At 61.0% G+C, this 25,160-nt stretch carries 26 protein-coding genes and 2 pseudogenes; 22 read left to right on the top strand and 6 right to left on the bottom strand.

Features of this window, described 5'->3' with window-relative positions; translation table 11 throughout:
• Positions 1 to 195 precede the first annotated feature (195 nt).
• Genes N536_RS38820 through N536_RS0118080 form a run of 4 tightly spaced genes read left to right on the top strand, consistent with a single transcriptional unit; the run spans position 196 to position 4,531 of the window.
• The gene (locus N536_RS38820; protein WP_064751566.1) at positions 196 to 2,025 is read left to right on the top strand and encodes an NAD(P)/FAD-dependent oxidoreductase; all 1,830 of its coding nucleotides are present in this window, start codon (positions 196 to 198) and stop codon (positions 2,023 to 2,025) included.
• A gap of 52 nt (positions 2,026 to 2,077) precedes the next feature.
• A complete protein-coding gene (locus N536_RS0118090) occupies positions 2,078 to 3,280 on the top strand; it encodes a lipid-transfer protein (protein WP_029114889.1) in 1,203 nt (400 codons plus the stop codon).
• On the top strand, positions 3,277 to 3,723 hold the full coding sequence (locus tag N536_RS38815) for a Zn-ribbon domain-containing OB-fold protein (RefSeq protein WP_064751565.1): 447 nt from the start codon (positions 3,277 to 3,279) through the stop codon (positions 3,721 to 3,723). Before N536_RS0118090 ends, N536_RS38815 begins: the two co-directional genes overlap by 4 nt.
• Complete coding sequence (locus N536_RS0118080; protein ID WP_029114888.1) at positions 3,710 to 4,531, top strand: mycofactocin-coupled SDR family oxidoreductase; 822 nt, start codon at positions 3,710 to 3,712, stop codon at positions 4,529 to 4,531. Before N536_RS38815 ends, N536_RS0118080 begins: the two co-directional genes overlap by 14 nt.
• 12 nt (positions 4,532 to 4,543) lie before the next feature.
• Here the strand turns inward: N536_RS0118080 and N536_RS41605 are convergent, their stop codons facing one another.
• A complete protein-coding gene (locus N536_RS41605) occupies positions 4,544 to 5,266 on the bottom strand; it encodes a GntR family transcriptional regulator (RefSeq protein WP_155948637.1) in 723 nt (240 codons plus the stop codon).
• A 229-nt stretch (positions 5,267 to 5,495) separates the two neighbouring features.
• On the opposite strand from N536_RS41605, the gene N536_RS0118065 reads away from it, so the two are divergent.
• From N536_RS0118065 to N536_RS0118045, 5 genes are read left to right on the top strand one after another with little or no spacing between them, the layout of a single operon-like run.
• On the top strand, positions 5,496 to 6,962 hold the full coding sequence (locus tag N536_RS0118065) for an aldehyde dehydrogenase family protein (RefSeq protein ID WP_029114885.1): 1,467 nt from the start codon (positions 5,496 to 5,498) through the stop codon (positions 6,960 to 6,962).
• Positions 6,899 to 8,164 (top strand): CaiB/BaiF CoA transferase family protein, encoded by a 1,266-nt coding sequence (locus N536_RS0118060; protein WP_369798440.1) that lies wholly within the window; start codon positions 6,899 to 6,901, stop codon positions 8,162 to 8,164. Before N536_RS0118065 ends, N536_RS0118060 begins: the two co-directional genes overlap by 64 nt.
• A 28-nt stretch (positions 8,165 to 8,192) precedes the next feature.
• The gene (locus tag N536_RS0118055) at positions 8,193 to 9,338 is read left to right on the top strand and encodes an acyl-CoA dehydrogenase family protein (protein WP_029114883.1); all 1,146 of its coding nucleotides are present in this window, start codon (positions 8,193 to 8,195) and stop codon (positions 9,336 to 9,338) included.
• A gap of 2 nt (positions 9,339 to 9,340) precedes the next feature.
• A complete protein-coding gene (locus N536_RS38810; protein WP_051574593.1) occupies positions 9,341 to 10,336 on the top strand; it encodes an acyl-CoA dehydrogenase family protein in 996 nt (331 codons plus the stop codon).
• 58 nt (positions 10,337 to 10,394) lie between these two features.
• Entirely contained in the window at positions 10,395 to 11,381 is a 987-nt protein-coding gene (locus N536_RS0118045) for a cyclase family protein (RefSeq protein ID WP_155948644.1), read from the top strand.
• Positions 11,382 to 11,458: 77 nt separating this feature from the next.
• On the opposite strand, the gene N536_RS0118040 is transcribed toward N536_RS0118045, so the two are convergent.
• The 3 genes from N536_RS0118040 to N536_RS0118030 all read right to left on the bottom strand — a co-directional run bounded on the left by N536_RS0118040 (position 11,459) and on the right by N536_RS0118030 (position 14,508).
• Complete coding sequence (locus tag N536_RS0118040) at positions 11,459 to 12,589, bottom strand: epoxide hydrolase family protein (protein WP_029114881.1); 1,131 nt, start codon at positions 12,587 to 12,589, stop codon at positions 11,459 to 11,461.
• 303 nt (positions 12,590 to 12,892) lie between these two features.
• On the bottom strand, positions 12,893 to 13,216 hold the full coding sequence (locus N536_RS0118035; protein WP_029114880.1) for a 2Fe-2S iron-sulfur cluster-binding protein: 324 nt from the start codon (positions 13,214 to 13,216) through the stop codon (positions 12,893 to 12,895).
• Positions 13,217 to 13,251: 35 nt separating this feature from the next.
• Positions 13,252 to 14,508 carry a cytochrome P450 gene (locus N536_RS0118030; protein ID WP_029114879.1) on the bottom strand — a complete coding sequence of 419 codons (1,257 nt, stop codon included), beginning with the start codon at positions 14,506 to 14,508 and terminating at the stop codon, positions 13,252 to 13,254.
• Between the two features lie 264 nt (positions 14,509 to 14,772).
• Between N536_RS0118030 and N536_RS38805 the strand changes: the two genes are divergently transcribed.
• From N536_RS38805 to N536_RS43040, 6 genes and pseudogenes are all read left to right on the top strand, one after another.
• Positions 14,773 to 15,033 carry a hypothetical protein gene (locus N536_RS38805; RefSeq protein WP_036436835.1) on the top strand — a complete coding sequence of 87 codons (261 nt, stop codon included), beginning with the start codon at positions 14,773 to 14,775 and terminating at the stop codon, positions 15,031 to 15,033.
• A 71-nt stretch (positions 15,034 to 15,104) separates the two neighbouring features.
• Entirely contained in the window at positions 15,105 to 16,250 is a 1,146-nt protein-coding gene (locus N536_RS0118020) for an acyl-CoA dehydrogenase family protein (protein WP_029114878.1), read from the top strand.
• A 122-nt stretch (positions 16,251 to 16,372) separates the two neighbouring features.
• Positions 16,373 to 16,719 (top strand): annotated as a pseudogene (locus N536_RS41600) (alcohol dehydrogenase catalytic domain-containing protein).
• Positions 16,720 to 16,896: 177 nt separating this feature from the next.
• Complete coding sequence (locus N536_RS0118015; RefSeq protein ID WP_029114877.1) at positions 16,897 to 18,072, top strand: amidohydrolase family protein; 1,176 nt, start codon at positions 16,897 to 16,899, stop codon at positions 18,070 to 18,072.
• Between the two features lie 248 nt (positions 18,073 to 18,320).
• On the top strand, positions 18,321 to 19,100 hold the full coding sequence (locus tag N536_RS0118010) for an alpha/beta hydrolase (protein ID WP_231514565.1): 780 nt from the start codon (positions 18,321 to 18,323) through the stop codon (positions 19,098 to 19,100).
• Between the two features lie 138 nt (positions 19,101 to 19,238).
• Positions 19,239 to 19,568, top strand: a pseudogene (locus N536_RS43040) (transposase); the annotation flags it as partial.
• A gap of 68 nt (positions 19,569 to 19,636) precedes the next feature.
• On the opposite strand, the gene N536_RS0118005 reads toward N536_RS43040, so the two are convergent.
• A complete protein-coding gene (locus N536_RS0118005; RefSeq protein ID WP_036436829.1) occupies positions 19,637 to 20,419 on the bottom strand; it encodes an SDR family oxidoreductase in 783 nt (260 codons plus the stop codon).
• 190 nt (positions 20,420 to 20,609) lie between these two features.
• Between N536_RS0118005 and N536_RS0118000 the strand changes: the two genes are divergently transcribed.
• Complete coding sequence (locus tag N536_RS0118000) at positions 20,610 to 20,966, top strand: VOC family protein (protein WP_369798439.1); 357 nt, start codon at positions 20,610 to 20,612, stop codon at positions 20,964 to 20,966.
• Here N536_RS0118000 and N536_RS43580 read toward each other — a convergent pair.
• Positions 20,903 to 21,148, bottom strand: a complete 246-nt coding sequence (locus N536_RS43580) for a hypothetical protein (RefSeq protein ID WP_369798445.1) — start codon at positions 21,146 to 21,148, stop codon at positions 20,903 to 20,905. The two genes, N536_RS0118000 and N536_RS43580, sit on opposite strands and share 64 nt — an antisense overlap.
• Here N536_RS43580 and N536_RS43575 point away from each other — a divergent pair.
• The 6 genes from N536_RS43575 to N536_RS0117970 all read left to right on the top strand — a co-directional run bounded on the left by N536_RS43575 (position 21,074) and on the right by N536_RS0117970 (position 25,159).
• Complete coding sequence (locus tag N536_RS43575; RefSeq protein WP_029114873.1) at positions 21,074 to 21,289, top strand: hypothetical protein; 216 nt, start codon at positions 21,074 to 21,076, stop codon at positions 21,287 to 21,289. The genes N536_RS43580 and N536_RS43575 overlap by 75 nt on opposite strands.
• A 163-nt stretch (positions 21,290 to 21,452) precedes the next feature.
• Positions 21,453 to 21,827, top strand: a complete 375-nt coding sequence (locus N536_RS38800) for a nuclear transport factor 2 family protein (RefSeq protein WP_081809264.1) — start codon at positions 21,453 to 21,455, stop codon at positions 21,825 to 21,827.
• A 230-nt stretch (positions 21,828 to 22,057) separates the two neighbouring features.
• Complete coding sequence (locus N536_RS40800; protein WP_081809263.1) at positions 22,058 to 22,663, top strand: VOC family protein; 606 nt, start codon at positions 22,058 to 22,060, stop codon at positions 22,661 to 22,663.
• Between the two features lie 101 nt (positions 22,664 to 22,764).
• Complete coding sequence (locus N536_RS38790) at positions 22,765 to 23,424, top strand: carboxymuconolactone decarboxylase family protein (protein ID WP_064751564.1); 660 nt, start codon at positions 22,765 to 22,767, stop codon at positions 23,422 to 23,424.
• Between the two features lie 122 nt (positions 23,425 to 23,546).
• The gene (locus tag N536_RS0117975) at positions 23,547 to 24,314 is read left to right on the top strand and encodes an ABC transporter permease (RefSeq protein ID WP_029114872.1); all 768 of its coding nucleotides are present in this window, start codon (positions 23,547 to 23,549) and stop codon (positions 24,312 to 24,314) included.
• Between the two features lie 38 nt (positions 24,315 to 24,352).
• Positions 24,353 to 25,159 carry an ABC transporter permease gene (locus N536_RS0117970; protein WP_231514564.1) on the top strand — a complete coding sequence of 269 codons (807 nt, stop codon included), beginning with the start codon at positions 24,353 to 24,355 and terminating at the stop codon, positions 25,157 to 25,159.
• The last annotated feature ends 1 nt before the right edge of the window (position 25,160 follow it).

Below are 25,160 nucleotides of genomic sequence, written 5' to 3'. Positions count from 1 at the left end.
GACGCGCAGCTCAGACGCGCCTTTGTCACCTCGACTGATAAGGGACTTGTATCTCGGGATCCTGGATGCAAGACTGCTATCGATCGTGAGACGGTAATCCGGCCGACGCCCGCGATGGTTGTCGGTTCGAGCCCCACGTAGTCGAAACCGCATTGTCCAATTGCTCGTGGTGCTACGGGAGATGGAGTCATTCGAATGGTTGATCGCGAAGAAATGGCCCGGAAATATGCCGAAGAACGCGCCAAACGGATCCGCAAAGACGGCACGGCTCAGTATGTTCCGATCGAGATTGGCTCTGACTTCGAAGCCGATCCGTTCGTCGACAGTGTCGCAGAGCGCGAGCCGGTGACCGTCGATACCGAGGTGGCCATCATCGGCGCTGGCTGGTCGGGCCAGCTCACCGCGGTTCAGCTCCGCAAAGAGGGAATCGACGACTTCCTGGTAGTCGACAAAGCCGCCGATTTCGGTGGCACCTGGTACTGGAATCGCTATCCGGGACTCGCCTGCGACTGCGAGTCGTATGTGTACATGCCCATGCTGGAGGAGATGGGCTACATGCCGTCCGCGCGGTATGCCCCCGGCGAAGAGATTTGGGAATACTCGAAGTCGATCGCCCGCCGATTCAACCTCTACGAGAACTCCCTCCTTCAAACCTTGGTCACGAGTCTGAACTGGGATGAAGAGACGCTCCGCTGGATCGTCAGTACCAATCGAGGCGACAACATCCGGGCCCGGTTCATGGTGTTGGGAACCGGCGGTGTCTTGCACCGCCCGAAACTGCCCGGCATTCCCGGTTTGGAGACCTTCTCCGGGCACTCGTTCCATTCGAGTCGCTGGGACTACCGGTACACCGGGGGCGATTCGCGGGGCAATCTGACCAAACTCGCCGACAAGCGGGTAGCGGTCATCGGCACTGGCCCCACTGCGCTGCAGTGCTTCCCGCTAGTCGCTGAGTCTGCGAAGGAGACGTACCTGGTCCAGCGCACCCCAGTGATCGTCGGCGTGCGGGCCAACGATTCAACGGATCCCGAGTGGTACGAGAATCAGGAGTCGGGTTGGCAGCGGCGACGCGCCGACAACTTCGAGGCGCAGATGTTCGGCATGCCCGTCGAGGAAAAGATTGTCACTGACGGCTGGACGGAGATCTGGGGGTTGCCGGTCCTTGAGATGCCCACGGACGGGTCACCACCGGACCTGGAGGCCTACCAAGCCAAGCTCGCTGATTATGACATCGAACAGATGGAACGCATTCGCACCCGGGTAGACGAGTTGATCGACGATCCAGAGGTGGCTGAGAAGCTCAAGCCGTGGTACGCGACGCACTGCAAGCGGCCGAGCTTTCACGACAACTACCTGCAGGCGTTCAACAAACCAAACGTGCACCTGCTCGATACCGATGGTTGTGGACCCGAAAGGATCACGCCAAACGGCCTGGTTGTCGACGGCAAGGAGTATCCGGTCGACCTGATCGTGTATGCCACCGGGTTCGAATCAGTCGTCTCGCCGGCCCGGTCCGGCGGGTTCGACGTAATCGGTGCCGGCGGAGTCACATTGGATCAAGCATGGAAAGAGCGGGTGCGCACGGTACACGGCATCTACACCCACGGGTTCCCGAACATGTACGTCGTCGGCGGGGTGCGCCAGTCCGCGGTATCGGTCAACGTGCTGCACGTCGCAGGTGAGCAGGCTGCCCACGTCGCCAAGCACATCAAACAACTGACCGCCGACCAGGTGGTCAGGTTCGAGGTGACCGCAGAAGCGGTACAGCAGTGGTGCGCCACCATGGACGAGAACATGCATCTGGTGTTCAACGCCGAACAGGTGAAGCTCTGCACACCGGGCTACTTCAACAACGAAGGTGACTTCGACACCGAAGGTAAGTTCGAGCACGGCCGTCCCGTCTGGGCTGATGCCTATTACGGCGGCCCGTTCACGTACCGGGACCTGCTGGATCGGTGGCGAGACGATAGGGAGTATGAGGGCGCCGCCACCATCGTGCACTCACGCGACAGCGTCACAACCTAGTCCGCGTCGACACTTGCACTGCAACGATTTTCGCGGATAGAGGCAAAACGCCATGACCAACCTGAAGCGTGCTCACCGCAACGCCTGCGCGATCACCGGGATCGGCGCTACCGAGTTTTCGAAGAAGTCGGGACGCAGCGTAGCGGCACTGGCCACCGAGGCCGGCCTCGCGGCCATCGGCGATGCCGGCTTGCGGCCCTCCGACATTGACGGGGTCGTCTACTGCGACTACGACACCGTCAAGCATTCCGACATCGCGCACTGGCTCGGGCTGGAGAGGCTCACCTACTGGGGGGTCGGCGCCACCGGCGGCGCCGCCCCGTGCGCGATGGTGGGTCAAGCCGTCGCAGCGATAGTGTCCGGCCAGGCGACCAATGTCTTGGTGTATCGCGCCCTCAACGGCCGGTCTGGGATGCGATACGGCAAGGGCAGCGGCATCCAGCAGACGGGCGACGCCGATTACGTCGGGGGAGGGGGCACCCTTGACGAGTACTTCTTCCCATACGGGCTAATGGCGCCTGGACAGTTGTTCGCAATCTTGGCTCGCCGCCACATGATTGAATACGGGTCGGAGTCGGACGACTTGGCCGCAATCGCGATGACCGTCCGCAAACGGGCGAATGCGAACCCCGCGGCAATGATGAACGATCGCACGATGTCGCTCGAGGATTACTACGCCGCACGAATGATCGCCGATCCGCTTCGGTTGTACGACTACTGCCTTGAGACCGACGGCGCTTGTGCGGTAGTTGTGTCTGCGGCCGAACGTGCAAAGGATGCACGTCAACCTGGCGTGCTCATCACCGCGGTCGCCCAGGGCGTAGTCGCAGAAATGCAGGGGGGCAAGGTGTTTCCGTCTTTGATGCGGCCGTCCGTATTAGAGAACCCGTCCAAGCAAGTGGCCGACGAACTCTATCGGCGTGCCGGGCTTGGGCCACGAGATTTAGACGTTGCCCAGATCTACGACTGCTTCACGATCACCGTGCTGCTGCAGCTAGAGGACTACGGTCTGTGTGGGAGGGGTGAGGGCGGAGCGTTTGCGTCGAGCGGCGCCATCGACATGAATGGCCGTATCCCCATCAACACCGCCGGCGGCAACTTGTCAGAGGCATACATTCACGGGATGAACCACATCCTCGAGGGGGTTCGGCAACTGCGCGGAACCTCCACGTCGCAGGTTAGGGGTGCGCAGACCTGTCTCGTCACTTCCGGTCTACCGGCGCTGACAAGCGCTTTGATCTTGGGTGCGGCATGATGGCGATCTCGGCTCGGCGGCCGCTGCCCGTCACCGATGACGAGGAAACCGGCGGCTTCTGGCAGGCCGCCGCCGAACACCGGCTGGTCGTTCGCACCTGTAACGATTGTTCCGCGGTTCTGCATCTGCCCAAATCATTTTGTCATCAGTGTAGTTCGTGGAACGTCGGTTGGAAGGATGTGCGCCCGACCGGTTCTGTCTACTCCTGGACGGTGCTCCAGCATTCCATCCACGACGCGTTTCCAGCCCCATACACCGTCGTGCTCGTGCAACTCGATGAGTACCCGAGCGTGCGGTTCGTAGGGTATCTCGATGGAACGCCCGAGCTTCACCACGGAATGAAAATGCGGGTCCAGTACGACGATGTCGAGCCTGGTGTCACGATCCCGCAGTGGGAACCCGTAGCAATCGGTCGAGAAGGAGAGTCCAATGGGAACGCTTGACGGCAAGGTTGCCTTCATCACCGGTGCGGCAAGAGGGCAAGGACGGTCGCACGCGGTCAGGCTGGCGGAGGAGGGCGCTGACATCATCGGCGTCGACATCTGTGATCAGATTCCTACGGTCTCGTACCCGATGGCTACCCGCGACGATCTCGATGAGACAGTCAGGTTGGTGGAGAACGTCGGCTGCCGCATGGAAGCGTTCGTCGTGGACGTGCGCGACGCAGAAGCGTTGGCCGATGCGGTCGCCAGCGGCGTGCGCACCCTGGGTCGCCTCGACATCGTGATTGCCAACGCAGGCATCATGTTTCAAGGACTAGCCCCAGGACGGGACAACGAGGCATTCCGGGATGCGATCGACGTCATGCTCGTGGGGGTATGGAACAGCATCCAGGCGGCGCTGCCGGCACTGCTCGACCAGGACCAAGGTGGTTCGATCGTCATCACCAGCTCCGTGAATGGTCTCAAGGGCATGGTCGCGGGAACCAACGGCGGCAACTTCGGTTACGCCGCAGCCAAGCACGGCGTGGTGGGATTGATGCGGATGTACGCCAATTACCTTGCCCCGAAGAGCATCAGAGTGAACACCGTGCATCCGACAGGCGTGGACACACCGATGTTGGTGGGATTCGATCAATCGGCGGCGGCCATCAACCCCGCGTTGGCGCAAGGGCTGGGAAACCCAATGCCCGTCGAGCGGATAGAGTCGATCGACGTCAGCAACGCAATCGCCTGGCTCGTGTCTGATGCGGCGCGCTATGTAACTGGTGTAGCGCTTCCGGTAGACGCCGGCATGTGCAACAAGGCGTGACGCGGCGGTTTACTATCCGTAGCTCGTGACACTGTCAATCGTGCGCTGGATGTGGCGGCGTGCCACTGCTTCTGCCACCTGTGGATCTCCGGTCATGATCGCCGCGATGATTTCGTGGTGCTGGGCGTCGCTGTCGTTCAGGATGTCCTTGTAAGTCTTGTCTGGGTTGGCGGCAAGCAGATTCTTCTGCGCGTGTTCACGGCCAATTGGTAGGTACAGCGCGGCGGAGCTGGTTCTGATCAAAGGTACGAAGGATTCCAATCTGGCATTGCCGGAAGCGAGTGCGATCAGCTCGTGAAACTGACCGTGAGCTCGGCTGCGCAGCACCGGGTTATACGGTTCGGTCGACGCTTCCATCTCGTGCAGCAGGGCGTTGGCGCGCTGCTCGTCGGCCGGCGTCAGCCCTCGCTGCGCAGCCAGTCGCGCAGCGAGACCGTCGACGACCTCACGTAGTTGGTACATGTCGCGCAGATCATCCACGCCGACTTCGACGACCTCGACGCTAAGGTTATTCGCCGATGTCCTGATCAACCCTTCGGTCTCAAGGAGACGGAGTGCTTCGCGCAAGGGTGTCCTGCTGACGCCGAGCTGTGCTGCGAGAGTCACCTGAGGCAATGGAGTCCCTGCGGGCAGGGCACCTTCAATGATGGCGTCGCGCAAATGATCGACTACCTCATCGACCAATCGGGGTGTGCGGGAAAGCGTCTGAACCCGCGACTGTGGATCTACCATCATGGTCCCCCTCTGCTGCCATTCCGACCGCTCCACATCCTGGAGTAGACCCCAAAGAAGCGGGACGGGTCGACGAGCTGGATTGCCAACTAAGTCTGGCCGTATCCAGAATACTGGTAATGACGATACGGCGGTCCGGCACCGGGCCGGCGTTGACACCCGGAGTATGACCCCATATTGTCATCTGCATCCTGGATACAGCACCACCACGCCACCGGAAGTGACGCCCACCATGTCTGATCGGTTCGATCCAAAGATGCTGATCGACGGGCGGCTGGTTGATGCGTCCACGGGGAGCACGTACCCGAACATCGACCCCTACCGCGAAATCGAAATCGGGTTGACCCCAGACGCGAGCGTCGAAGACGCAGATGCTGCCGTGCTCTCCGCCCATCATGCCTTCGAGGGCACCTCGTGGTCGAAAGATCACGCGTTTCGCGCTCGCTGCCTTGAGCAGTTGCGCGACTCGATGCTGCGACACCGCGGCGAGTTGCGCGACATGCTGGTAGCCGAGGTCGGTTGCCCCATCTTCATGACGGACGCGGTGCAGCTAAACATGCCCGTAGACGAGCTGGTGGACTGGGTCGAGCTTGCACAGACCTATCCGTTCGAGCGAAATATGGCCCCTCACCCCGCGATGCTGCCACCGAACGAACGGTTGCTAATCCGCGAACCCTGGGGGGTCGTGGCGCTGATCACGCCATACAACTATCCGATCCAGCAGCTGTGCTACAAGCTTGGACCGGCGCTGGCGGCCGGCAATACGGTAGTTCTCAAGCCCTCCCCGTTGACGCCCTGGACCGCGCTGTTCGTTGCAAAACTTGCCGTCGAAGAAACCGACATCCCGCCCGGGGTATTCAATGTGATCACGGGTGCCGGGCCGCAATCGGGGGAGGCTCTCATCAAACATCCGCTGGTGCGGATGATCCACTTCACTGGGTCGACGGCTGTCGGGAAACGCATCATGGCCACGGCGGCGCAAGGCATGAAGAAGGTCGCGCTGGAGTTGGGTGGCAAGTCGGCAAACATCGTTCTCGACGATGCCGATGTCGAAGACGTCGTCCGATTCAATGTGGCTCGCATGGCACGCCATTCGGGGCAGGGTTGTACCAATCTGACTCGGCTTCTGTTGCCGCGTGGGAAATATGAGTTTGGGTTGGGAGTCGCGGCGCAAGTGGGCCCGCAGATCACATGGGGTGATCCGCGGGATCCCGCAACCTACATGGGACCCCAGATAAGCGCGGCGAATCAGCAGCGCGTGCTGCGATACATCGAGAAGGGCCTCGGCGAAGGCGGCCGGCTCGTCACCGGTGGCGGCGTGCCTCAAGCTGCGGCGACCGGCTACTTCGTTGAGGCCACCGTGATCGCCGATGTCCACCCGGATTCCACGATCGCGCAAGAAGAGATATTCGGCCCCGTCCTCGCCGTGATTCCGTATGACACCGATGACGAGGCAGTGACGATCGCCAACAACTCCCGGTACGGGCTATCCGGTGCAGTGTGGTCGGCTTCGGACGAGCGGGCATTGTCGATAGCCAAACGGGTGCGGACGGGCACCATGGACGTCAACGGCGCGACCTGGTTCGCCCGTGACACGCCATTTGGCGGCATGAAGGAAAGCGGACTGGGCCGGGAGTGGGGCGTGGCCGGATTCGAGGAGTACCTCGACGTCCGCGTGATCGGATATCCGTCAAAGTGAAGGTCCTTGAAGGTATTCGCGTCATAGAACTTGCTTCGTACCTCTTCGTGCCAGCCGCTGGCGCGATCCTCGCCGAATGGGGCGCCGACGTCATCAAGGTCGAGCATCCCGAACGACCCGACCCCCAACGCAATCTCGTCATCGCAGACTTGAGCGACGGAGACGAGCCGTTCACGCCCCTGATGCAACAGATCAACAAGGGCAAGCGGGGTCTTGGCCTAGACGTCAGCACTGAATTGGGACGTGATCTACTCTGCCAACTATTGGCGGGAGCGGACGTCTTCCTTACGAATCTGCTGCCGGAAAGCCTGCAGCGACTGCGCCTTGACGTGGCCGATGTCCAAGCCGTCAATCCGTCGATCGTCATCGCCCGCGGAAGCGGCTACGGTCCGAAGGGCGCTGAACGCAACATGCCCGGGTTCGATGGGACGACGTTCTGGGCTCGTGGTGGTGCTGCGGACAATCTGACCCCGCCGGGCGCGACCCAGCCCACTCCGATGCGGCCCGCCCTCGGTGATCTGCCCGGGGCGACCACGCTGGCCGGCGCCGTCGCCGCGGGGCTACTCCACCGGGAACGCACCGGCACCGCACCGGTCGTCGACGTGTCATTGCTAAGCGTTGCGGTATGGGGCAATTCACCGGAAATCATCGCCGCGGCACGGCATGGCCGCCCGGTCCACAAGACTCTGCGAGAGGACAACTCCAATCCCATCTCGCTGGCGTACCGCACCGCTGACGGTCGGTTCATCAAACTTTCGTTGTTCCAGTCGGATCGGTACTTCGCGCCACTCTGCGAGTGCCTTGGTGTACCCGAATTGGCCATGGACGACCGCTTTGTTGACTCCGCCGCTAGGGCGGCGAACCGCCAGGCATGCACTGCCGCACTCGATGGCGTATTCAGTCGGTTGCGCCTCAACGAGGTCAATGACCGGCTCGCTGATTTCGGCGGGGCGTGGTCGATTGTCCAGACCACATATGAGGTGAGCCAGGATCGGCAAGTGTGGGATAACGACTACCTCATCGAGGTCGGCGACGACGCTAACAAGACGACGGTCGCGGCGTCACCATGGCAGTTCGGTGAGACTCGCTATCAATGCGGTGCCGCACCCGAACACGGCGCAGACACCGATGACATTCTGCTCGAGCTCGGCCTCGACTACGACACCATCATCGAGCACAAGATTGCCGGCACTGTCCTGTAAAACGGGTCGATAGTCCGAGGAGGTTTCTGTGGATCTGACACCATCGGCCGAACACGACGATTTCCGCATGGAGGTGCGTCAGTGGTTGGCGGAGAACAAGCCGCCGCTGCCGATGCCGTCGGCAGAGTCCGAAGACGGCCTCCCGGTGCATCGGGATTGGGAGAGGAAGCTTTTCGACGCAGGTTTCGCGGTCGTCAGTTGGCCAAAACAGTTCGGCGGGCGGGGCCTCGACCTGTGGTACTGGTTGATTTTCGAGGAGGAATACTACCGGGCCGGCCTGCCGCAGCGATCGGCACAGAACGGCATCTTCCTACTCGCGCCCTCCCTTTTCGAGTTCGGCACCGAGGAACAGCAAAAGCGGTACCTTCCCAGAATCGCATCCGCTCAAGACAGCTGGTGTCAGGGTTGGTCGGAACCGGAGGCCGGCAGCGACCTTGCGTCGCTGCGATCCCGCGCCGTTCGCGACGAATCTGAAGGCGGCTGGCGGCTTTACGGTCAAAAGTGCTGGACGTCCCGAGCGCCCTTCAGCAGCCATATGTTCGGGATCTTTCGCACTGGCGAGACCGGCGAGCGGCACCGCAATCTGACCTACTTCCTGATCGACTTGGACCAGCCGGGCATCACGATCCGGCCGGTCGCCAGGCTCAACGGTGAAGACGGCTTCGCCGACGTCCACTTCGACGGCGCATTTGTCTCCGACGCTGATGTGCTCGGCGGCGTCGGCAACGGCTGGAAGGTGGCGATGGCCACCAGCGGATCGGAGCGCAGCCTGTCGTTACGCAGTCCCGGCAGGTTCATGGCGACCGCAGATCGGTTGATCGAGACATTCCACGCCGCATCGGAATCGGTGCGGGTCAGCGCCCGCCATCGAGCGGCGGTTGCCGACGGTTGGATGGCAGCGCAAGCTTATGCGCTCGCTACCGACTGGACGGTTACCGCTTTGCTGAATGGTGCGAAGATCGGCGCCGAGGCGAGCCTGGGCAAGGTGTTCTGGTCCACGTTGGATCTAGAGATACACGAGGCGGCGCTGGCACTGCAGGGGCCCGGTGCCGACGTGGACGACGATTGGATGCAGGGCTTCGAGTTTGCGCTTTCTGGACCGATTTACGCTGGTACCAACCAGATTCAACTAAATATCATTGCCGAGCGGGTGCTCGGACTGCCGAGGAGATAACGGTGCATTTCGCCTTCACAACCGATCAGATCGATCTCCGTGACGGTCTACGCGAGTTGCTCGCCGACGTGTGTCCCCCCGACGTCGTACGCGCGGCGTGGATCGGCGATCCGAGCCCGGTCCCGCACCTATGGAAGCAGCTCGGCTCGGTGGGATTGCTGGGCTTGCTCGTGCCAGAGGACCTAGGTGGTATGGGAGGTTCGGAGGTCGAGCTGGCGCTGCTACTGGAGGAATGCGGACGGTTCGCGCTGCCCGGACCGCTCGGTGAGCACGTCGCAATGGGGGTACCGGCTTTGGCCGCCGCGGGTGCCGCGGAAGCGGCCGAGGCGATGGCTGGCGACGTGGTTGTCACTGCGCTGGAACCCGGATCACAAAGGTTGCGCTGGATCGGCCAGGTGGATCTGGTGGTATGTCCAGTCGCGGATGAACTTCGGCTGGCTTCGTCCGCCGACCTCGAGGTCGGCGACGAACTACCATCCGTCGACCGGTCGGTGCCTTCTGCCATCGTCAAGGCAGGGCGAACGCGCGCATTGTCGGGAGCGGACGCAACGCTTGCCCGGCGCCGAGCTACCTTGGCGTCGGCGGCTCTGCTGATCGGGCTGGCTGACCGCATCATCGTCATGACGACCGAATACGTGAAGGCTAGAACACAATTCGGTGTGCCAGTCGGGTCGCAACAGGCGGTCAAGCACCTCCTTGCCACCGCACTCGTCGCCCTCGAGCATGCACGGCCGGTCGTCTACCGAGCCGGGTGGGTGCTTGCCGCCGGCGCCGATGAGCCAGACCTCGCTACTAGCTTCGCGAAGGTGTATGCCGCCCGGGCGGCGAATCTGGCCGCACGCACTGCCCTCCAATGTCACGGCGCCATTGGCTACAGCTGGGAGCATGATCTGCACATGTGGATGAAGCGTGTGTGGACGCTGAGCGCCGCGTGGGGAACAACGGAAGCGCACGAGGAAGTCGTCGCCGCAACGGTACTCAATCGCGCGAGCGCATAGCGCCAAGCCCAATGTGGGTGACGGTGCTCGAGATATACCCAATGAAGGGATGGATGCAGTGGATAGCTTGACCGAGTTTCAGCGTGTCGCGAGCGCAGTACGCAACTGGGGTCGGTGGGGTGAGTCCGACGAGCTGGGTACTCTGAATTTGATTGGTGAGCAACAAGTGAAGCGTGCGGCTGGCTTGGTGCGCAAGGGTCAGGTGTTCGCATTGGGGATGGATTTTGGTTCGTCCAGTCCGCAGGGAGCGTTCGACTTTCGGCCAAAGCCTGTTCACTTGATGACCGTCGACGGGGGCGATGAACGCACCTACGCCGAGTACGGCAGCAAGTGGACCGAGAACGGGGTCGCGCAGCAGGTGTCAGAGTTCTTTTCTGCCAGCCCGTTTCGGTTCAACGACGACATGATCATCATGCCGTTGCAGGCATCGACCCAGTGGGATGCGCTTGCACATGCGTATTACGACGGGCAGCTGTTCAACGGATTTCCTGCCGCATCAGTGACCAGCGCCGGCGCCTTCCATTGCGGTATCGACAAGGTTGACGTCAAGGGCGTGACGTCCCGCGGCGTCTTGATCGACATTGCGAAACATCGCAATGTCGAATATCTCGAGCCAGGAAATGACGTCACTCCGGACGAGCTAGACGACGCGTTGCGCGCTCAGAGGATCGGGATCGAACGTGGTGACGTCGTGCTGGTTCGCACCGGCTGGGTCAACAAGTTTCGCGAGACGGGCAACCCGATGGAGCCGTCGTCAGGTTTGAGTTGGCGGTGTGCCTCATGGCTGCACGAGCGCGAGGTAGCAGCGGTGGCGTCCGACAATGTCATGGTCGAGAGCCTGCAATCTGGTGTGGAGGGCATGTTCTTGCCGTTGCACTTGCTGGCGCTACGTGAGATGGGAATGCTGCTAGGTGAATTCTGGGATATGGATGCTTTGGCGGCGGACTGCCGCGCCGACGGGGTCTATGAATTCCAAGTCATTGCACCTCCGTTACGGGTCACGGGTGCGGTTGGCTCCCCGGTGAATCCGATTGTTCTGAAGTAGGCGTACCCGTGAGCGCTGGATCGCGCGGAGAGCCGTCATAACCAGTTCGGTTGCGGCTCGTATTCACCACGAAGAAGTCAGCCTCGGCCGTTGCCTTGCTGGGCGTGGCGCAGTCCGTCGAAGAATGTGGCCACGTCTTCGACGAAGAGTTCTGGTTGCTCGAACGCCGCGAAGTGGCCACCGCGTGGCATATCGGTCCAGTGCGTGATGTTGTATCCGGCCTCGCACCAACTACGCGGTGCCTTGAACATCTCCTTGGGAAAGGCAGCGATCCCAGTCGGCAACTCGACGCGGGCGGTGGTGTCGAATGTGTTGAAGCTCTCCCAGTACAGGCGGGCCGACGACGCTCCCGACGCGGTCAGCCAGTAGAGCATCACGTTGTCGAGCATCTCGTCCTTGGTCAACACGTTCTCCGGGTCACCGTCGCAATCCGTCCAAGACCAGAACTTCTCGACAATCCAGGCGAGCTGGCCCACGGGGGAGTCCACGAGCCCGTAGCCGACGGTCTGCGGGCGCGTCGACTGCAGTTTGGAGTAGCCCGAATCCCAGTTTTGGGAGTACTCCGCCCGCTCCAGCGTTTGCTTCTCATCATCGGTCGGATTCTCGAGTTCGCCCGGGGGAAAGCCGAGCGGCATGTTCAGGTGGATCGCCACGCAACGGCCGACATTGCGACCGATCTGGGTGGTGATGGCAGCACCCCAATCGCCGCCCTGCGCACCGAAGCGCTCGTAGCCGAGGCGGCCCATCAGGGTGTCCCAGGCCGCGGCGATAGTCTCGACGCCCCATCCGGTGCTCATGGGTTTGGCGGAGAAGCCGTATCCCGGCAGTGATGGGCACACGACGTCGAACCCGTGCTCAGTGAGCGGCTCGATGACCTTGTGGAACTCGACGATCGATCCTGGCCAGCCGTGGGTGAGCAGTAAGGGAAAGGCGCCGTCGCGCCCAGATCGCTGATGGATGAAATGGATGTCCAGGCCGTCGATTTCGGTGCTGTAGTGATCGAAGCGGTTGAGGGCTTCTTCCCGGGGGCGCCAGTGATAGTCGTTGGCCCAGTAGTCGGCCAGTCTGCGGGTGTAGGCCAGCGGAATGCCCTGATTCCCATCGTCGACGCATTCTGGGTCCGGCCAACGGGTGCGCGCTAATCGGGCCTTTAGATCGTCGAGATCGGCGTCGGGAATCGCGATTCGAAACCGGTTGATCGGGTTCATACCATCCTTGCCTATATCGAAACGGGTGTATTGCGGGCGGGCCGACAGCGGCTCGAATGCTTCCCTCCAATCGGCGGTGCACGCAACGGCCGTTGTGAACGGCCTTCGAGAAACGGCTTCAACTCCAATGATCCGTTGGTGATCAAGTGAAGGCAGATGCTGTTCGGGAGCTCCGCGACCTTCGAGAGATCTTCCCCCTCATGCCATATGGCGAACCGCCGGACGTGTTTGGCCTAGGTTTCCGGTCACAATCGGGGGGTGTCCACGTGCATCGCCTCGGCCCATTCTGGGCGAAGTACGCAGCTACTCTTCTTGTGGCGCAATGGTGATACGGAATCCCTCCGGGAGGTCCCCGACGCGCAGCTGGCAGGACAGCCGCGATCTTTCGCCTGGCTGATAGGCGGCGTCTTGGAGCATGTCTGCTTCGTCTTGGCGCGGAGCAGGCAGCGCCTCTGCGAATTCCGGATCGACGTAGACATGACAGGTTGCGCAGGAGCAACACCCCCCGCAGATGGCGAGGATCTCTTCCTCAAACCCGTTGAACCGCAGCGCCTCCATCAACGAGGAGTGCGCATCGGCATCAATTTTTCTTTCGGCTCCCGAAGGAGATACCACGGTAATCTTCAAAGCGCGTCGCCTAACTTGAGCACGTCCAAAGCGGTCTAGTTTCCGGTCACCATCGGCGCGTTCACGTGCATTACCTCGCCAAACATTCCACGGTAGACAGGATCGTAGTCGGGGTCTTGCAGATCGATGTTGGGAAACCTGTCACATACCCTGCCTAAGACGATTTGTAGAATGTAGCGAGCGAGCACGTTACCCACACACATATGCGACCCAGCTCCGAATGTGAGGATATTCTTCGGATTTCGATGAATGTCGAAGCGAAGCGGGTCAGGGAAGACGTCCGGATCGTAGTTGGCCGACTGCAGCGCCGTGAGCACCGGCATACCCGCCAGCACAGGTAGGCCGCCGACTTCGCAATCCGCCGTGGCGAATCGACCGAAACCGAGGAATCCCGGGCCCTGATAGCGAAGTGACTCGTCAACAGTTCCCGCGACCAGGCCGCGATCGGCGATGACCTCATTGAACTGATCGCGATGCCTGATGAGGTTGACCACCATGGCAGTTGTCGAAGTGGACGTCGTGCCGAGGCCGCCGGCCAGGGTTGCGAACAAGATCGAGAAGATCTCGGGCTCCGTCATGGCGCCGTCCCGATCGTGGGCTTCGACCATCGTGGTGATCCAGTCATGCTCACGCGGATCCCGACGGCGTTCATCCAGAAGTTCCTGGGAGACACTGACGACGTGGGCTTGTGCGTCGAGAAACTCCTGCGGGGGCGCTTCTCCCGGGCCTATGTTGGCGAGCAGTGGCAAGAGATCGTGCATGTGGGCGAATGACTCCTGCTGTGCCTGATTCAGGCCGAGCATGCCGTCGAGAAGGACGCGGACCACGAGGTGGTTTGCGAAGTCATTGATGAAGTCGAATTCACGGCCCTTTTGCTCCTCGACTTCATCGAACATCGTGTCCACGATCTCTCCGATGCGATCGAGGAATTTGCGCAGAACTTTCGGGAGGAAGAGAGGCATCATCAAGCGCTTAATTCGATCGTGGTCCTCGCCTTCTTCGCCGGCCAAGCCGGCCATACCGAAGAACCGGTCAAATCGCTCGTAGCCCGGCAGCTTGGGTGGTATCGCGACGAAACCCTCCCGATCGCGCAGCACGTCTTGGACATCGTTGAACCTTCCGACGATTACGTGGGGAACGTCCATTTCCAGGATGTAGAACGGCGGTTCTGTTGCCCACTTCGCGCATAGGCCCTTGAAGACGAGCTGGCGCACCTCTTCGCTCCCGATGTCGAGATCCACAAACCTCGCCGGGTCCAGGAGTTCACTTCGGGGAATGAGCGTGTTGGTCATATGCAGCTGCCTCGCCTACTTGGAATTTACCGTCAGGTGGTTCACCGTGCACCGTATCCTGGATCCAGCGGCCTTGTCCATCTGTGCGGTCCCGGGTTGTGCGAAGACACTGGGGCCTGGCATCGGCAGCTAGACATCGTGCTGAATCCAGGATACGTTCTGCACGAACTTGCTGTTGGGTTTCCAAGTTGATGTCATGGCCTCTGCCAGGCTTGGAACTGAGCCCCGCACATCCATTTGATGGTTAACCGAGGGGACCGGGAGATGGGCTCGGCACGGATCGCCGGAGACAGTGACTGGGACGACCAGGACCTGCTCTCCCATGGGGAGGCGGCTGAGCGACTTCGCGCAGAGATTGTAGAAATCCGTGCACGACTCATCGTTTGGCGAGATGCCCAGAACGTGGCCGACGGCGAGATGCACGCGCGCATTCGCGATGAGGAGTCGCGCCTGCTCTTGATCGATGAGAGGTTGGTGGAAATTGAACGCACGCTGCGCGCGCGTGGACGCAGCGATCCGCACTGAAACCCGTTCCACAGGCAGAACCGCCAACGAGGGCGCAACCAGCCCCCTCAATGGAGATCGGGGGAGATAACGTGCGGAATTCGCTCTATACGCCGGATCATGAACAGTTCCGCGCGGCGGTGCGCTCGTTCCTGCAACGGGAGGCCGTGCCAAACGTTGCGAAATGGGAAGCGCAGCGTCGAGTGGACCTCGACTTCTACCGCAAGGCGGGGGAACTGGGCATGCTGGGGCTTCAAGTGCCCGAATCGTTTGGAGGCGGCGGTCAGTCGAGCTTCACGTACAACCTGGTCGTTGCGGAGGAGTTGCTCGCTGCGCACCTCCAGATGTCTCCTATTCGAGTTCACATCGACGTCGTCATCCCGTATTTCCTCAGCTACGCAACCGAACTACAAAAGAATCGTTGGCTACCGAGGCTGGCGTCCGGGGAAAGTATGGCGGCGATCGCGATGTCCGAGCCCGGAACCGGTTCGGATCTGAGCGCAATCCGGACCACGGCACAACGCGATGGGGACAAGTTCGTCATCAATGGCGCAAAGACGTTCATCACTGGTGGGATCAACGCCGACTTGGTCATTGTGGTCGCCCGGACATCGCAGACCGGCAACGGTCGAGAGGGCCTGTCGTTGTTCGTGGTTCAAGCCGATACAGCGGGATTCGCCAAGGGGCGCAACCTCGACAAACTGGGGATGAAGTATGCCGATACCGCGGAGCTGCACTTCGAGGATGTCGTCGTCGGCATCGATGACTTGTTGGGACAGGAAGGCCGCGCCTTCGAGTACCTGACGAGCAACTTGGCGCAGGAGCGCATCAGCGCAGCCGCGGGGTCGCTTGCCATGGCAAAGGCAGCGCTGAGCGACACCGTCGCTTATGTCAAGCAACGCGAGATCTTCGGGCAGCCGCTTTCGCAGTTCCAGAACACGAAGTTCGTGCTCGCGGCGGTATCCACCGAAATCGAGGCCGCTGACTCGATGCTGCAGCGGGCGGTCGCCGAGCTTGATGCCGGCGAACTGACCGGCGCGGACGCCGCGAGGGTGAAACTGTTCTGCTCCGAAATGCAGGCACGCGCCGTCGACAATTGTCTACAGCTATTCGGAGGATACGGGTACATGATGGAGTACCCCATCGCGAAGATGTATGCCGATGCTCGAGTGAGCCGGATCTTCGCCGGCTCAAGCGAGATTATGAAGACTATCGTCGCAAAATCGTTGGGACTCTAAGTTCTAACGCCTGTCGAACGCGCGGTCATCTCAAGGGTCGGCCGGGCCAATATCTGTGGCTCGATTTGCATGCCTGGCATGGTACTTCCGCGATCGATGGCCTGGGCGGGCACTTTCCCACCGTGCTCGGCCACGAGATGGTAGGGGCAGTGGAGGCGCTTGGTGAAGGTGTCAGCGCCGACTCCAACGGCGTGCCGCTAGAGGCGGGCGCGCGAGTGGTGTTCCGCACTTCTTCGTCTGTCACAAGTGCCGAAACTGTCTGGTGGGCAAGCGTATCGCTTGCCAGAACAAGCGCATGGCGATGCTAGGCCGCGCTGACGCGCCACCATACTTCGTTGGCGGATATGGTGACTATTTCTTGTTGCCCGCGGGTGCGGTGGTCTATACCGTTCCCGATGCTGTCGACGGCGATGTGGCGGCGGGTACAACCCCATCGCGCCGTTCGGCGACTACAAGCGATCAGGCATAGGCCGAGAGCTCGGCCGCGGGGTTTCGAAGAGTACGTGCAGACGAAGTCCTTGCGATTGCCGGCTTGACCAGCCCAACCGAAAGCCATCAGAGATATCAGAACCAGGACCGGAAAACTGCGTTTGATGCGTTGCAGCGATGATGTATCCTGGATTCACACCAACCATTGGAGTCGACCATGCCGTTGACGGCGGATATGCAGCTGGTTTCTGTCGATGATCACTTGATCGAGAAGCCCGAGGTCTGGTTGTCAAGGGTGCCAAGGAGGTTCCGGGACAGCTGTCCTCGCGTCGTCGAGGCCAGTGGGACTGAAACGGACCAATACGGATTCGGCCAGAAGGTGCCGAAGGGCAGCCAGGTATGGCAACTCGAGGGAAAGGTTTATGGCCAACTCGGACTGAACGCTGTGGCCGGCAAACCATCGACGGAATTGGGGACTGAGCCGCTGCGGTTCTCCGACATGATCGAAGGGTGCTATGACCCGGTCGCGCGGGTGAAAGATATGGACATCGACGGGGTCCAAGCTCAAATGCTGTTCCCGTCGTTCCCTCGATTCGCTGGCACCATGTTCCAAAATCTCGACGACAAAGACCTCGCGCGGGCCTGCACGTCGGCCTGGAACGACTACGTGCTCGACGAGTGGTGTTTGGCATTTCCCGGACGCTTCATCCCGATGATCATCTTGCCGTACTGGAGTATCGACGAGTCGGTTGCCGAACTGGATCGGGCAGCGCACCACAACGTTCGCGCCGTTTCGTTCCCCGAGAACCCAGTCCCGCTTGGCTTACCGTCATTTCACACGAGCCACTGGGACCGGCTGTTTGCGGAGCTGGAAGCGCGGGAGATCGTGGTCAGCATGCACTTCGGCACCTCGGGTCAGGTCATACCGACTGCCCCGGAAGCGCCCATGGCGGTGTTCATTTCGCTGATGGGTCTGAACTCGATGAGGTCGGTCTGCGACCTCATCTTTTCGCCGACCTTCCACAAGTTTCCTGATCTGAAGGTATCAGTGGCTGAAGGCGGCATCGGCTGGATCCCTTGGTTGGTGGAGCGAATGGATATCACCTGGGAGCGACACCGTTTCTACCAGAACGTCAACCAGATGATGCGGCCGTCAGACATATTTGCGCGCAACATCTTTGGATGCTTCATTTCGGATCAGTATGGTGTCGACAACCGTCACCGCATCGGTCTGGACAACATCACATGGGAATGCGACTATCCCCATTCGGATTCCTTCTGGCCGAACAGCCGCAAGGTCGTCGCGGAGATGTTCCACGAAGTACCCGACCACGAAGTGCGAGCGATCGTTGAGGACAACGCTCGCCGCCTCTACCGATTTCCGCGCTCGTAGATCAAGAGCACAAGTCAACGAGGGAATTTCGGATGCCAAGCATTGCCAATGCAGCGGCGGGACTCGTCTTTTGCACGGCCGGATTGGTGGTGCGCCGCTACCTGATGGGAAGGCGCGCCTTGACTGCCGTCGCCGCGGAGCTGCGCAGTCCGATGTTGCCCTTCTTCCCCTCAACCCGGACACGGACCTTGCGATCGCAGCGGTTCATTAGTTCCCGGTTGCGTACGTCACCGGGGCCTGGCGTAGTAGTGACCAAACATCATGTGGGCGAGGCAGCGGTGCAGGTCCTGGTCGCGACGCCCGCACAGCAGAAGGCGCAGCGGCCGGCGGTGCTATGGATCCATAGCGGCGGGATGGTCGTGGGCTCCGCCCAACTAGAGTTGTCGGTGATCGGGCGCCTCGCACGCGACCTCGGCGCTGTGATCGTGTCACCGAATTACCGGCTGGCCCCCGAGCATCCCTTTCCGGCCGCGCTTGAGGACTGCATGGCCACCCTGCGCTGGATGCGTTCGCACGCTGACGAATTGGGCATCGACCCTGACCGGATCGCCGTGGGTGGTGCGAGCGCGGGTGGCGGGCTGTCGGCCGCCGTGGCGCAGCGCAGCCAGGATGAAGGCATCTCGCTGCGCGCCCAGGCACTTGTCTACCCGATGCTCGATGACCGCACCGTGCTGCGGGACGGTCACGCGGGACGCGGTCACTTCATGTGGACACCCGTGTCCAACAGGTTCGGGTGGACTGCCCTTTTAGGGCGGGCGCCGCGCATGTCGGATGCCCCCGAATACGCCGCCCCGGCGCGGCGCACCGATCTGAGAAACCTTCCGCCGACATGGATCGGCGTCGGCGACCTCGACGTGCTGTTCGACGAAGGTGTCGTCTACGCCGAGACCTTGAGAACGTGCGGGGTTCCATGCCAGTTGGTCACGGTCCCCGGGATGTATCACGGGGCGGACGCGATCGCACCGAAAGCGGCGTCGATGCAGGACTTCCGACGGTCCATGGTCGCTCACCTGCTCAACCACCTATGACCCCGGCTGCCGGTACCTGCTCCAGAAGTTGGCTGTAGGCCTCACATTGCAGCTAACGGGTGTCGAACAGCGAGCCTCCGGACCTCTTGGACGGACGCTGTTTGCCGAGCCGACGGGCGGTGAGCGTTGTTGACAGCTGAAGCCAAACTGTTGGCCGATCTGGTGCGCACCGATCACCACTACCACCGCTGAGTTGCACGTGACTTTGCTGATGGGAGGCGGTCAAGGTGCTGGCCTGGGTACGTCAGAATCTGACCTGGAGGCGGCAACCGACACACGAACGCGCTGCGTTCGGCGCTGCGCAAGTACTACCCGGGCGCGCTGGAGGCGTTCGTCACGACCGTGATTGCGCTGGCGGTCTCGGGTCGCGCACCCACTCAGCGGCAGGCGGCGAAACTCAGCCTATCCATGCTCCAGTCAGCGATCAAAGTAGCTGCACTACAACGAAATCGCGATGCATCCGCCAAGTAGGTTGCGCGCCGATGCCTTGGCTTTGTGAGTGCAGGCGGTGACCTGCGAGTAGGCGCGCAGCTCTGTCAAGGGGTGGGAAGGGTTTGCGACCTCGAGATCCACGCGTCCACGTCGGCATTCTTCCCGCTGATAATGTCGGACATCTCCGGCGGCACGATCGTTTCGAAGCTGCCTCCCCCGGCTAGAACATCTGCGATCGATTCGGCGGCAACCGAAGGCGGGAACCTGGGACCGTCATAACCCGTCGGTTCGTCGTCGACCGCATCCCATATCTTTGTGTCGAAGGGACCAGGGGTAATCAGCCTGACGACAATTGGGGAGTCAGCTAGATCGATCGCCAGCGTCTCAGTGAATCCGGCCAGCGCATGCTTGCTCGCGACATAGGCGGCCTCACCAGCGGCGCTGACCCGACCAGCCATTGAACCGACCATCACCACCATGCCGGAGCCTTGTTCGTGCATTCGCGGCAGAAGCGCAAGCGTCATATGGGCCGGCGCCAGGAAGTTCACTCGCATGATGTGATCGAGCTCGGCGGCTGGCAGTCTGGACGCATTGCGGCGCTTTATCATTGCCGCATTACTGACGAACGCGTCGAGTCCACCGAAGTGGTCCCATGCATCGTCAATTGTTTGCTCGGCGGCTATAGTATCGGCCAGGTCGACTGTCCAGCATCGGCTATCCGGGTGGGCACCCCGGGACTTGGCCACCGATAGCACTTCATCGAGAAGCTCAGCCCTGCGAGCGACCAGGCCGAGCGTGGCGCCCCGTTCGCCCAGAGCGACAGCAAGTTCCGCACCTATCCCAGTGGAAGCGCCAGTCAGCAGTACTCGGGCCCCGCGCAATTCCATCACTATCTCCTCCCGTAGCCAGCTGGCTCCGTAGGCCGGCGCTCTCCGGTATGGATACGCTCAGCCCCCGTAATGTATCCTGGATGCACTGCGTTGTCTAGGGTCGCCGTGACTGCTAGAAGGTCGAAAGGTGGAGTTCAGTGGTGTGTATTGTGCTCGGGCATCGATACCGGATATCGGGGGAATGACGGTGGCGACCATCAAGCGGATTGCAGCTCGCGTCGAGGTGCCCGACATCGACGCTGCCTTGCCGCTGTATACGCAACTCGCCGGAGTTCCACCGGACGCCGTAATACGTGTGACCCGCAATGGCATAGACATCGCATTCCTCGGTGATTTCGTGTTACTGGCCGGTCCTGATCGAGAGCTTGTGGATTCTCGACGAGTCGCCACTGTCATCGTCGATGACATCGCCTGGGCTGCAGAGGTAATCGGTAATGCCGGCGGTGACCTGCTCGAGGGGCCAGCCGACGCGCAGGTGGGTCAACGGCTCTTGGCCCGCCACCCAGACGGAGGGGTCTTCGAATACCTCCAGTTCCCGAACTGACGCAGCAACGCTTGCTTGAGCGCACAGCGAAATCGGACCGCTGCTCGCTCTGTTCGCCGTAAAGCGGCCCGGCGCACGCTAGTCGGCGGTGGCGCCCCGATTCTGGATTGCACGGTGCCGCGGGCGATGCCGAGTCGCCGGGCGTATTCGCGGCCACCGGCGCGTGGCTGTTTGACGAGCAGGCGCAGCAGTTCGATGTCGAGGTGGTCTCGGTCGGTTGTCATCTGGCCCTGTGCCCGTCGTTTTGGTTCGGAGAAATAGATCCGGTTGCTCAAGATATGTCGTTTGCACTGGATGGCTGGGTCACCAGTCGCCTACCGTGATCGCGCACGTGTCCAATCGGCGGTCAGAGGGTCGGGCCGTAGCCCAGTCGCAGGGTACGTACCCAGGATTCAGCCAACTCATATACAAGCCGCGGCGAGCGCATCAACCCGTCAGACGATGTGCTCAACCAGAACATCGATGGTTCGTCAGAAGGGAAAATAGGTGAGTAGCAAGACAACTCGAGAGATTGCGGTGGACGCGGTCGTAGACGGCTTCTTCAGTGCAATCTACTCGCTGGACTTGAGCGCAGCCGGTGCCCTGTTGGCTGAGGATGCCACGGTATGGCACAACTACGATGCCATAGATCAACCAAAAGCCGACATGCTGGCCGCTGTTCAGGCCGGACTGGCGGAGGCCACCGCCATCGAGTACGAAGTGCTGCGTCGTTATCCGATTCCCGAAGGCTGTATGCAGCAACTCCATCTTCAGTTCACCTCGAAGGGGGGCACCGCCTTCTCGGTGCACACGGCGCACCGGATCGTCGTCGAGAACGGACTCATCGCCCACATCGACGAGTACATCGCCCCGCCGATGTAACGGCTGACGCCGTCCAGCGACTCGTAATCGCCGTAGCTTCCCGGCCAGGAGGCCCCCAAACGGTAGGTGATCGCGGTCACTGGCTCGGTAGACGAGCGTCTCTTCTCAGTCATCGAGGGCCAGCTGAACAACTCAAGAAACCAAGCATTGTGTATCCCGGATCCAGATGACACTATGTCTATGTACGGCGGTGAGGGCCGTCGGCCGCACTAGAAGAACAAGGAGCGCAAATGTCGGACACGAATGTTCCACTTGGGCAGCGGTTGAAGGGCTTGAGCCATCTCGCCCTAAACAGCAGTGATATGGCCAAGACCGTAGAGTTCTACGAGAAGCTGGGCATACCGCTGGTCAAGACCATGGAAATGCCGGGCGGCGGGGGTCAGCACTTCTTCTTCGACATCGGTAACGGCGACCTCATCGCGTACTTCTGGTGGAACGACAACGCCGGCCAAGTGTACGACCCGGTCGCCGAGATGCGCGACGGCGCAATGAATCACGTCGCAATAGAGATCGATAGCAGCCTGGTCCAGGAGTGGTGGGATTTCCTGAAGGCGTCGGACTTCGAGTTCGCGTTCGTCGACCACAAGATTGACGACATCAGCGTGTGCCAGGACATCAGCTACATCGACGAGAACACCTTTTCCGCCTCCTTCTATCTGCAGGATCCCGACGGCTGCCAGATCGAGTTTGCCGCAACGTATCCCGCCTGGGACACGTACTACGGCAAGGACGATGTACCTGCAAGCACGAAGCGTGCCGATCGGATGGGCGAGAAGCGGAGCCGGATGCACGTGTTGTTGATGAGCGCGCCCGCGCCGGCTCCTGCACCCGCCTGAACCGATACGACGTGGACATTGCCAGCTCCACGAGCTCGCGCCATCCACCCGTCGTTTCGCTGCGAAAGTCAAATTGAGATCTGAGATGCAAAGGAGCACAAGTGATTATCGGTGAGGTTTCACGCAAGGACGTGACTGATCCCAGGGTGCTGAGGTGCTACGAGTTCTTCTTCGGTCCTGATCGCGACCCCACAGTTGAGCGCGGCACCGAGACTGGTTCATTGGGAAACTACTGGACCGTATTGGCCAATTCTCCGAAGTCCCTGGAATTCGTCGATGCAATCACCGCCCTGATGGTGCACGGTGAGGGGCGATTCCGAGTGCTCAAAGAGCTGGGACTGGTACGGGCGTGCTGGCTGCGCGGCTCCCAGTTCACCTATTCGCAACACTGCAAATTTCTTCGCACCTTTGGAATCCCCGACGAGAAGATCAAGGCGATCAGCTACTGGGGGCATTCCGAGCACTACACCGATCCCGTGGAGCGGTTAGTTCTCTCATACACCGACGACCTGATCGCGGGCAACGGCAGGGTTCCCGATGAGACGATGCATGCTCTGCGGAAGCACTTTTCCGACGGAGAGATCGTCGAAATGACGTACGTGATCGGCACTTACGGCATGTGCTCGACAGTCCTCAAGGCGTTCCGTGCCGAATTTGATGACCGCGACGATCCAGTCGTGGAAGTACCCGGAGCATTCCCGGAGAGTCGCCCAGCAGAATGGCTTCGCGGATACTACGGAGACGGCGAATCCACCGATTAGCCCTCAGCACAAGGCATCCCGGATCCCAAAGCGCATTCCGGTTTTGCAGTAACCAGCGCTGGAACGCTCACGGAGGTGTCAATGATGATGTCATCTAAAGGTCGGCCAAGGTCATGACGACGATGAAGTCGGCAAGCGCGGCAGCGGTTCCCGTGCGTGCACTCGGCGGATTCTTCGCCATGACCTTGGACGCGCTGGTGCTGACGTTCAAGCCGCCGTTTGCATGGCGGGAGTTGTTGAGTCAAACCTGGTTCGTCGCGCGAGTGTCGCTTCTGCCGACAATCCTACTCTCTATTCCGTTCACCGTGCTGGCCACGTTCACCATCAATATTTTGTTGGTTGAGGTTGGTGCAGCGGATTTTTCGGGTAGTGGTGCAGCGCTGGGTACGGTCACGCAGACGGGACCCATAGTGACCGTGCTCGTCGTCGCTGGCGCCGGTGCGACGGCAATGTGCGCCGATCTGGGGGCCAGGACGATTCGGGAAGAACTGGATGCGCTCCGCGTTCTTGGCATCAATCCCATTCAAGCACTGGTGGTTCCACGCATATTGGCCGCCACGCTGGTGGCGTTGATGCTGGCCTCATTGGTGTCGCTCGTCGGCATTGTCGGTGGATTCTTCTTCGCCGTGTTCTTCCAAAACGTCACGCCCGGAGCCTTCGCCGCGGGTCTGACACTGTTGGTCGGGGTACCTGACGTCGTCGTGATGCTGATAAAGGCAGCACTATTCGGGTTGGTGGCCAGCCTCATCGCTTGCTACAAGGGCCTATCTGTGGGTGGTGGCCCGCAGGGTGTCGGCAACGCCGTCAACGAAACGGTTGTATTCACGTTCCTAGCGCTGTTTGTGATCAACGTCTTCGCCACCGCCATCGCAGTGAGGGCAACCGCGTGAGCGTACCGAGCTCTGTGTACCCCAGGTTGCGTCGTACGGTGGGTAGATTAGCCGGCGGTTGGAATCAGATCGGCACCCAAACCCAGTTCTACGGTCTGACCATCAGAGGGCTGGCTGATGCGCTCGTTCACTACAAGCTCGAATGTCTGCGGCTGCTCGCACAGATGAGCTTGGGCATCGGTGCGTTGTCGATCATCGGCGGCACGATCGTTATCGTTGGCTTTCTGACATTGTCAGCCGGCTCGCTGATTGCGATACAGGCCTACAGTCAACTCCAGCAGATCGGAATCGAGGCACTCGCCGGATTCACCTCTGCCTTCCTCAACGTTCGCGTGGTGGCCCCGTTGGTCGCCGGCATCGGATTGGCCGCGACTATCGGCGCAGGCGCCACAGCGCAACTCGGTGCGATGCGGATCAGTGAGGAGATCGACGCGCTCGAGGTGATGGGCATCCGCTCGATCGCCTACCTTGCGTCTACCCGAGTGCTCGCGGGAGTCATCGTCGTCATGCCGCTCTATTGCATCGCGGTGATCATGGCGTTCACCGCAACGCGGGTCGGAACGACTGCTGTCTATGGGCAGTCGACCGGCGTATATGACCACTACTTCAACACCTTCCTCAACCCATGGGATCTGATCTGGTCCTTCGTACAAGCAGTTGCGATGGCGATCGTGGTGATGCTGGTACACACCTATTACGGGTTCACCGCACACGGCGGGCCTGCCGGCGTCGGCGAGGCCGTTGGTCGCGCCGTTCGGACCTCGCTGATTGCGGCCGTTACTGTGACCGTCCTCGTTTCACTGGCGATCTACGGTCAGTCCGGCAACTTCAACCTGTCGGGTTAGG

Source organism: Mycobacterium sp. URHB0044, from assembly GCF_000620625.1.
In the GTDB taxonomy this organism is placed as follows: domain Bacteria; phylum Actinomycetota; class Actinomycetes; order Mycobacteriales; family Mycobacteriaceae; genus Mycobacterium.
This window is presented reverse-complemented; position numbering and strand designations above follow the sequence as displayed.